The sequence below is a fragment of the Dorea sp. AM13-35 genome, assembly GCF_003473885.1.
Taxonomy (GTDB): Bacteria; Bacillota; Clostridia; order Lachnospirales; family Lachnospiraceae; genus Dorea_D; species Dorea_D hominis.
The window spans coordinates 1-310 of the sequence record NZ_QUCZ01000018.1; the positions used below are offsets into that span (position 1 = coordinate 1).

Consider the following 310-nt stretch of genomic DNA (forward strand, 5'->3'; position numbering starts at 1 on the left):
AACAAGGTAGCCGTATCGGAAGGTGCGGCTGGATCACCTCCTTTCTAAGGAAAGTGGATAAAGTAAGTTGCTAATGCAGCTGAATCAATCCAACTAAAACGGATAAAAGTAAGGGTTGTTGTTTATTGTTTAGTTATTAAGGCTGTCAAAAGCTTAATAATGATTTCTGGTGGCGATGCGCTTGGGGGTAACACCCGTACCCATCCCGAACACGATGGTTAAGACCCAAGCGGCCGATGGTACTGCATTGGAGACGATGTGGGAGAGTAGGTGGCTGCCAGAGTTTGAAAAAAGAAAAACTGGTTTTACC

Annotated in this window: 1 rRNA gene; it reads left to right on the forward strand. The window is 44.8% G+C overall.

Annotated elements, in window-relative coordinates:
* Nucleotides 1–165 precede the first annotated feature (165 nt).
* Nucleotides 166–283 (forward strand): 5S ribosomal RNA (rrf, locus tag DW152_RS13200).
* Nucleotides 284–310: the final 27 nt, after the last annotated feature.